Origin of the sequence: Candidatus Schmidhempelia bombi str. Bimp (assembly GCF_000471645.3) — a bacterium.
Taxonomy (GTDB): Bacteria; Pseudomonadota; Gammaproteobacteria; order Enterobacterales; family Orbaceae; genus Utexia; species Utexia bombi.
In genome coordinates, this window is the sequence record NZ_AWGA01000077.1 from 1 (window position 1) to 6,516 (window position 6,516).

Annotated in this window: 6 protein-coding genes; 4 read left to right on the forward strand and 2 right to left on the reverse strand. The window is 38.8% G+C overall.

Translation table 11 applies throughout. The annotated features are described in order from the left end of the window. The first annotated feature begins 125 nt into the window (after nucleotides 1-125). Nucleotides 126-1,016: a putative type VI secretion system effector gene (locus O970_RS08600; RefSeq protein ID WP_024496698.1), complete on the forward strand. Its 891-nt coding sequence runs from the start codon at nucleotides 126-128 to the stop codon at nucleotides 1,014-1,016. A gap of 184 nt (nucleotides 1,017-1,200) precedes the next feature. Here the strand turns inward: O970_RS08600 and pdxT are convergent, their stop codons facing one another. Next, a complete protein-coding gene (gene pdxT, locus O970_RS08605; protein ID WP_051318623.1) occupies nucleotides 1,201-1,794 on the reverse strand; it encodes a pyridoxal 5'-phosphate synthase glutaminase subunit PdxT in 594 nt (197 codons plus the stop codon). Continuing rightward, entirely contained in the window at nucleotides 1,794-2,681 is an 888-nt protein-coding gene (gene pdxS, locus O970_RS08610; protein WP_024496700.1) for a pyridoxal 5'-phosphate synthase lyase subunit PdxS, read from the reverse strand. Before pdxS ends, pdxT begins: the two co-directional genes overlap by 1 nt. A gap of 186 nt (nucleotides 2,682-2,867) precedes the next feature. Here pdxS and O970_RS08615 point away from each other — a divergent pair, with 186 nt between their 5' ends. The 3 genes from O970_RS08615 to O970_RS08625 form a co-directional block, all read left to right on the forward strand. After that, a complete protein-coding gene (locus tag O970_RS08615; RefSeq protein ID WP_024496701.1) occupies nucleotides 2,868-4,271 on the forward strand; it encodes an aminotransferase-like domain-containing protein in 1,404 nt (467 codons plus the stop codon). Nucleotides 4,272-5,083: 812 nt separating this feature from the next. Continuing rightward, nucleotides 5,084-5,686, forward strand: coding sequence for a LemA family protein (locus tag O970_RS08620; protein WP_024496702.1), 603 nt, complete (start codon nucleotides 5,084-5,086; stop codon nucleotides 5,684-5,686). Nucleotides 5,687-5,704: 18 nt separating this feature from the next. Continuing rightward, the coding region (locus O970_RS08625) for a TPM domain-containing protein (RefSeq protein ID WP_024496703.1) at nucleotides 5,705-6,516 on the forward strand (812 nt) is incomplete at its 3' end.

Consider the following 6,516-nt stretch of genomic DNA (forward strand, 5'->3'; position numbering starts at 1 on the left):
GACGAATTTACCCGTAAAGATCCGCCTGGAGTAAAATGGGTTGCCTTCTACCGTGAAGCACCACCCATTCCTGACTATATTACGGTGATCCACACGAAAAAAATGAACAATAATAAGCGGAAAAAATGAAAGTAAATAGTGACTATTATCAAATCATTACCGGTAAAATCACTGAGTTAGAAGTGATAGATACCACCTTATCACTCTTTGGCGGCGGCAGTTTTGCCAGTTTGCCACTACTTGGGCAACTAGCGCTTGGCAACACCACTGAAGCAGGCAGCCAAGTAGGCATGGCAAGCGATGAACAAGAAACCGCCGACTACCTTAACAGCGTACAATACTTTCGCTGCAAATTAGGTGAGTTAACCGTACACGGCATTTTTTGTCGTGCTTTTTTCCGTAATGGTGACAAGGTCGAAGTGGTAGTCGAACCACTTGAAGACGGTAGCTACTACGCCTATGCCTTACGCAGACCTATCGATCACCGTCTATGGTTATATCCTTGGGCTATGAAAGGAACCAAAGCAAGTAATAAATCTTCACTTAAGTTTGCTGGTTCTATTTCACTCGGTACGTATATAGTAGGTATTATTTGTATAACAATATCTATTATTTCGTCAGATGCTACAAATGGTGAAGAATTATTTTATTTTATTATAACAAGCATTGTTGCTTTTATCGTTGATGGATTATTTTTTTTACTTTTATTTTATAGTGATAAAGCTATGCTTGGCGGGGGTTCCAAAGAAGCCGATAAAATATTTGCTACTTTAGGTTATCCCAAACCGAAAACGGTTAATATGGAAGAAGAATTTATGGAGATGTTTTTCAATAACAAATCGATGAACGAGCCTAATTTTTATATCGATGTCACCACCGACGAATTTACCCGTAAAGATCCGCCTGGAGTAAAATGGGTTGCCTTCTACCGTGAAGCACCACCCATTCCTGACTATATTACGGTGATCCACACGAAAAAACCGAATAATAATAAGCGGAAAAATAAAAGTAAATAGTGACTGTTATCAAATCATTACCGGTAAAATAACCGAACTTGAAGTGACAGATAGCGACTTATCGCTTTTTGGCGACGGTCGTTTTACCAGCTTGCCCCTACTGGGGCAACTGGCACTAGGCAACAGACTGAAGCGGCCAGCCAAGTTGACATGGCAAGTGGTTAACAACAAGCCACTGCTTACCTTAACATAGATCAACAAAGTACTGCATAATACAATTATCATTGGTGAGTTCGGGATGAAAGGCACAAACTAAGATGTTATTTTGTTGGGCCATAATACAATGTTGATCGACAAAAGCTAGTTGCTGAACATTTTCGCCGGCTTTGGCTATATAAGGCGCACGAATAAATACAGCGGGAATGTGTTGGCCAATGTTAGGGATATCTAATTGGGTTTCAAAACTATTAATTTGTCGACCAAATCCATTACGTTCGACGCAAATGTCCATCAAATTTAAGAGTTCTACTTCGCTATGTGTTGTGGCTTTACCACAAAGTACAAGCCCCGCACAAGTCCCTAAAATGCCTTTGCCTTGCTGAGCAAATTGTTGAATAGGGGTTAATAGTCCATTTTGTTTGATTAAACGACTAATGGTGGTGGATTCTCCCCCAGGGATGATTAACCCGTCTAATGTGGCTAGTTGCTGGGGATGTTGCACTAAAGAGACGTGTATATTGCCCATATGATTTAACATAGTAATATGCTCACTTACGGCACCTTGTAAGTTGAGGATACCAATCTGTTTTATATGATTGCTTTCTAGTTGATATGCCATTACCATCCCCGTTCTTGCATTCTCTCTGACGGCACCAGTGTGCTAATTTCAATTCCTTTCATCGCATCGCCTAAACCTTTTGAAAGTTCGGCTAAACGAGGATAATCATCAAAATAACAGGTTGCCTGTACGATAGCTTTGGCAAATTTTTCTGGGTTTTGTGATTTAAAAATCCCCGAACCAACAAACACACCATCGGCACCAAGTTGCATCATTAATGCAGCATCGGCAGGTGTTGCTACGCCACCAGCAGCAAAGTTGACTACAGGTAATTTCCCTAATTGTTTGATTTGTAGAACCAGCTCATAAGGAGCACTGATTTCTTTAGCAAAGGTCATTAATTCATCTTTTGATTTGGTTGTTATTTGGCGTATTTGTTCATTCACTTTACGCATATGGCGCACGGCTTCAACAATGTTGCCAGTACCTGGTTCACCTTTGGTACGTAACATTGAGGCACCTTCACCAATGCGGCGTAATGCTTCGCCTAAGTCACGACAACCACAAACAAAAGGTACGGTAAATTCATCTTTAAGTAAGTGATACTGCTCATCAGCTGGCGTTAGTACTTCACTTTCATCAATATAATCAACCCCCATGGATTCTAAAATACGCGCTTCAACAATATGTCCAATACGAGCTTTAGCCATAACTGGTATGGTTACTGCATTCATCACTTGCTCAATAATCGTTGGATCCGCCATTCTAGCCACCCCCCCCATGGCGCGAATATCGGACGGTACTCGCTCTAAAGCCATGACGGCAACCGCGCCAGCTTGTTCGGCAATTTTTGCTTGCTCAGCATTAATGACATCCATAATGACGCCACCTTTTTGCATTTGTGCCATGCCTCGTTTAATGGTTGGTGTTCCTGTGACTTGATTCATCGCTTGCTCCTTGTTAGATTGATGATTCCTAGATGTTTTTAACGGTAATGATGTTTAACTATTATTCAAAAATAAACGCCAACAAAAAACAGCCAATTGGACTATAATAAAACCAGCCAATTTTTTGAGCGATTTTCTGCGATACCATTAATGAAAAACAATCAACTACATTAAAGTGAAATAAGTATGTGGGATAAGCAACAACTGGCGTCGTTTACAGGGCCGCTGTTTAAAAAAGTTACTCAACTGATAGCACACTATATTGAGCAGGGTATGTTGATCGCGGGTGAAAGATTGCCTTCTGAACGTGATTTGGCAAAAAAGTTGAATATTAATCGTTCAACCGTTGTACATGCGCTTGATCTGCTAGCTGAACGTGGCGTGTTGATTCGTCGCCAAGGCAGTGGGACCTATGTTAATAATCAAAAATGGGGGATACAAGTTTATTCATCGATCAATTGGCGGTTACCTGCACATTTTTATCAAAATAAATCGTCATTTTACCAGCAAAAAGTGGCACAAGTTCGTGCACAACAATCTCATATTTGTGATTTAGCGAATGGTGATTTACCGACCAATTTCATCCCCAAACTTGCGTTACCCAATATCTCGTTAAATGAATTGATTATGCACGAGAAAAACAGCGATACATTGCAATTAGGATTGCCATCACTGAAAGCGCAAATTGCAGTTTATATGCAAACGCAATTTGCTATGCACGTTGATATTAATCAAATTTTGATTACCTCCGGCACGCAGCAATCGTTATTTCTTATTACTCAGGGGTTACTTAAATCTGGCGATGCGGTAGGTATTGAATCGCCGTCTTATTTTTATTCCTTACCTCTGTTTCATGCAGCTGGATTACGATTGTATGGTATTGAATGTGATAAGGAGGGGATCACATTGGAAAGCCTAGCAAACTGTGTGCGACAACACCGAATAAAATGGTTATTTTTGAATCCTGTTTTTCAAAATCCAACGGGATTTGTTATGAGTAATCAGCGCAAGCAAGCCGTATTAGCCTTTTGTCATTCACACTGTATTGGTATTGTTGAGGATGATGCCTATAGTGGTTTAGCTTTCCGTTCTAATTTGGCAACCGATCCTATTAAAAAGTATGATCAACATAATCAAGTCATCTATTTAGGCTCGCTATCCAAATATATTGGACGCCATATTCGCGTGGGATGGATGGTGGCTCCACATGATATTATTCAAAATCTCGCTAATATTCGGCAATATATTGATTCAGGATTAAGTATATTGCCCCAATTATTAGCTCAAGCGTATTTAAAACATCATCATGCTGCCCATCAACACCAGTTACGGCAAGCATTACAAATCAATGCAGAGCAGTTAATGCAATGGTTAGATCGTTATTTTGGTGGTGATATAACGTATCAAGCCCCATTGGGTGGCTTTCATTTGTATGCTTATTTACCCGTTAGCTCGGTAGCGGAAGAACTCGCTCTGCTTAATCAACTGTTATTAAATGGCGTCATCGTGTCACAAGGTATCGATTTTGGTGATAATTTTGGCGCAATTAGGCTGAGCTATGGCCATTTTGCGCCTAAGTTGCTTTGTTAAACGTCTAGTTACTGGTTTTTATGTTAGATATTCTAGTTATCGTAGTTACTAAATATTGGACATATTAGTAATCTTTGCATTTGGTAGTTGAAAGCTAAGCTGTTGATATATTAACTGTGGTCTTAACGTTGTGATTGTTATCATAAATAGCGGAAGTTAAACAGGTTATTTTATCGCCGTTTTCACGGCTTGGGCATGATCAAATGCTTAACGCTGTTCGCCTATTTTGTAGTTGTTTTTATTTGTAGTTTTGGTAGGGATGCTATTTTGTGTTTTTATTGCTAAGTTTTCCGTTTAAAAATAAGGTATCAATGTGTAGAAATAGGCAGTGGTAAAATTAATCGATAGCTTTAAATTATTATAAAATTTAAACCAAGGTGAGCTATTGGGTTAATAACAATAACATGCTGATAATTTTATAGTTTTGAAGCTTAATACGCGACTTTATCAATAAAATTATTAATCAAAAAGATACGATATCTGTTAATTAAATTTATTTTGTTAATTTTATTGTTTATCGTATAAGCGATTACTTCAAATAAATCCCATCTTCGATATAAGCGCCGTTATTTTGCGCCAAGGGTGGTTAATGCCGTTCCGTTTAATTTTTTTATCCTTCTTAATGTAAGATGAGTAGCATTTTGTCAACAAAGGGGGATACAGGTGATAGTTTTACTATTATATTAGTTCAACTCTTTGAATTTGTTATTATTTGGATTATGATAATCTATACTTTTTAGCATAAATTTGCGCTTATTTTTAAACGGATTAAGATTAATATGGAAACTTATCAACTTGACAGGAAGCCACCAATGAAAAATGGAATACGTCCTCTTTATATTTTAATTGTACTCGCGGTAATTTTTGGTTTTATTTTCTTTAGTGCTTATAACACTATTCAAACCCAAGATGAAAAAGTAGCAACCAGTTGGGCTGAAGTGGTCAATCAATATCAGCGTCGTGCTGATTTAGTCCCGAATTTAGTCAATACGGTTAAGGGCTATACCAGTCATGAATCACAAGTACTGATTGATGTCACCAATGCTCGTGCCAAAGTAGGGTCAGTACAAATTAATGCTGATCAATTGACTGATCAGAAAGCAGTACAGCAATTCCAGCAAGCACAGCAGCAATTGAGTTCGGCATTAAGCCATTTAATTGCAGTGAGTGAAAATTATCCTGATTTGAAAGCCAGTCAATTATATAGCGATTTAATGCAACAATTAGAAGGTACGGAAAATCGTATTGCTGTTGCGCGTGGTCGGTATATTACTACTATACAGGAGTTTAATACCTATATTCGTCGTTTTCCAGGCGTTATTATTGCTAAATTAATTGGTGAGCAACCTAAGGCGCAATTTACAGTAGAAAATGAAAAAGCTATTTCGACAGCACCACAGGTAAGTTTTAATTAAAAATTTGGATAGAATTATATGCGACAGCAGCTTATGCGTATTGGACTATGTTTCATCTTGTTTTTTAGTTATAGTGTGAGGGCCGACATTGCGGTACCTGCATTAACACAACGGGTTACTGATATGACTGGAACCCTTACCCAACCACAATCCAACGCATTAGAACAAAAAATTATTGCATTTGAGCAGCAACAAACCGCTGGCGCCCAAATTGCTCTATTAATAGTACCCACATTAGATGGAGAGACCATTGAGCAATTTGCAACGCGGGTTTTTGATAAATGGAAACTAGGCCGTCAAAGCCAAGATAATGGTGTGTTATTATTGGTCGCCAAAGAGGATCACTTGGTAAGAATTGAAGTGGGTTATGGTTTTGAAGGAGGTTTAACCGATATTCAATCTTCACGTATTATTCAGCGTGATTTAGTGCCAGCTTTTCGTCAGAATGACTATTATGGTGGGTTGAGCCATGCTTTGGATTCTATTATTCGTGCGTTAAACCATGAATTAAGTACATCGGATCAGCAACAGTCTGTATCAAATCCAACAGGGGAAGATCTGTTACAATCGCCATTAATGCCGTTATCATTTATAACATTGTTTCTTTATTCGACTGTTATGCGCTATATTCCGTGGTCGTGGCCTCGAAAGTCGACTGGTCGACGTAATGTGGTTGCGGGGGGATTAAATGGCATAACGGCTGGTGCAGTTAACTTCTTTATTACGTTATCGGCAAATTCAAGCATTCGTATGGCGTTTATTGTGTTTGTGATAAGTACCATCATCTGTGGTTATTTCTCCAATATTGGTCGTCGTGGTGGCGGGGGAGG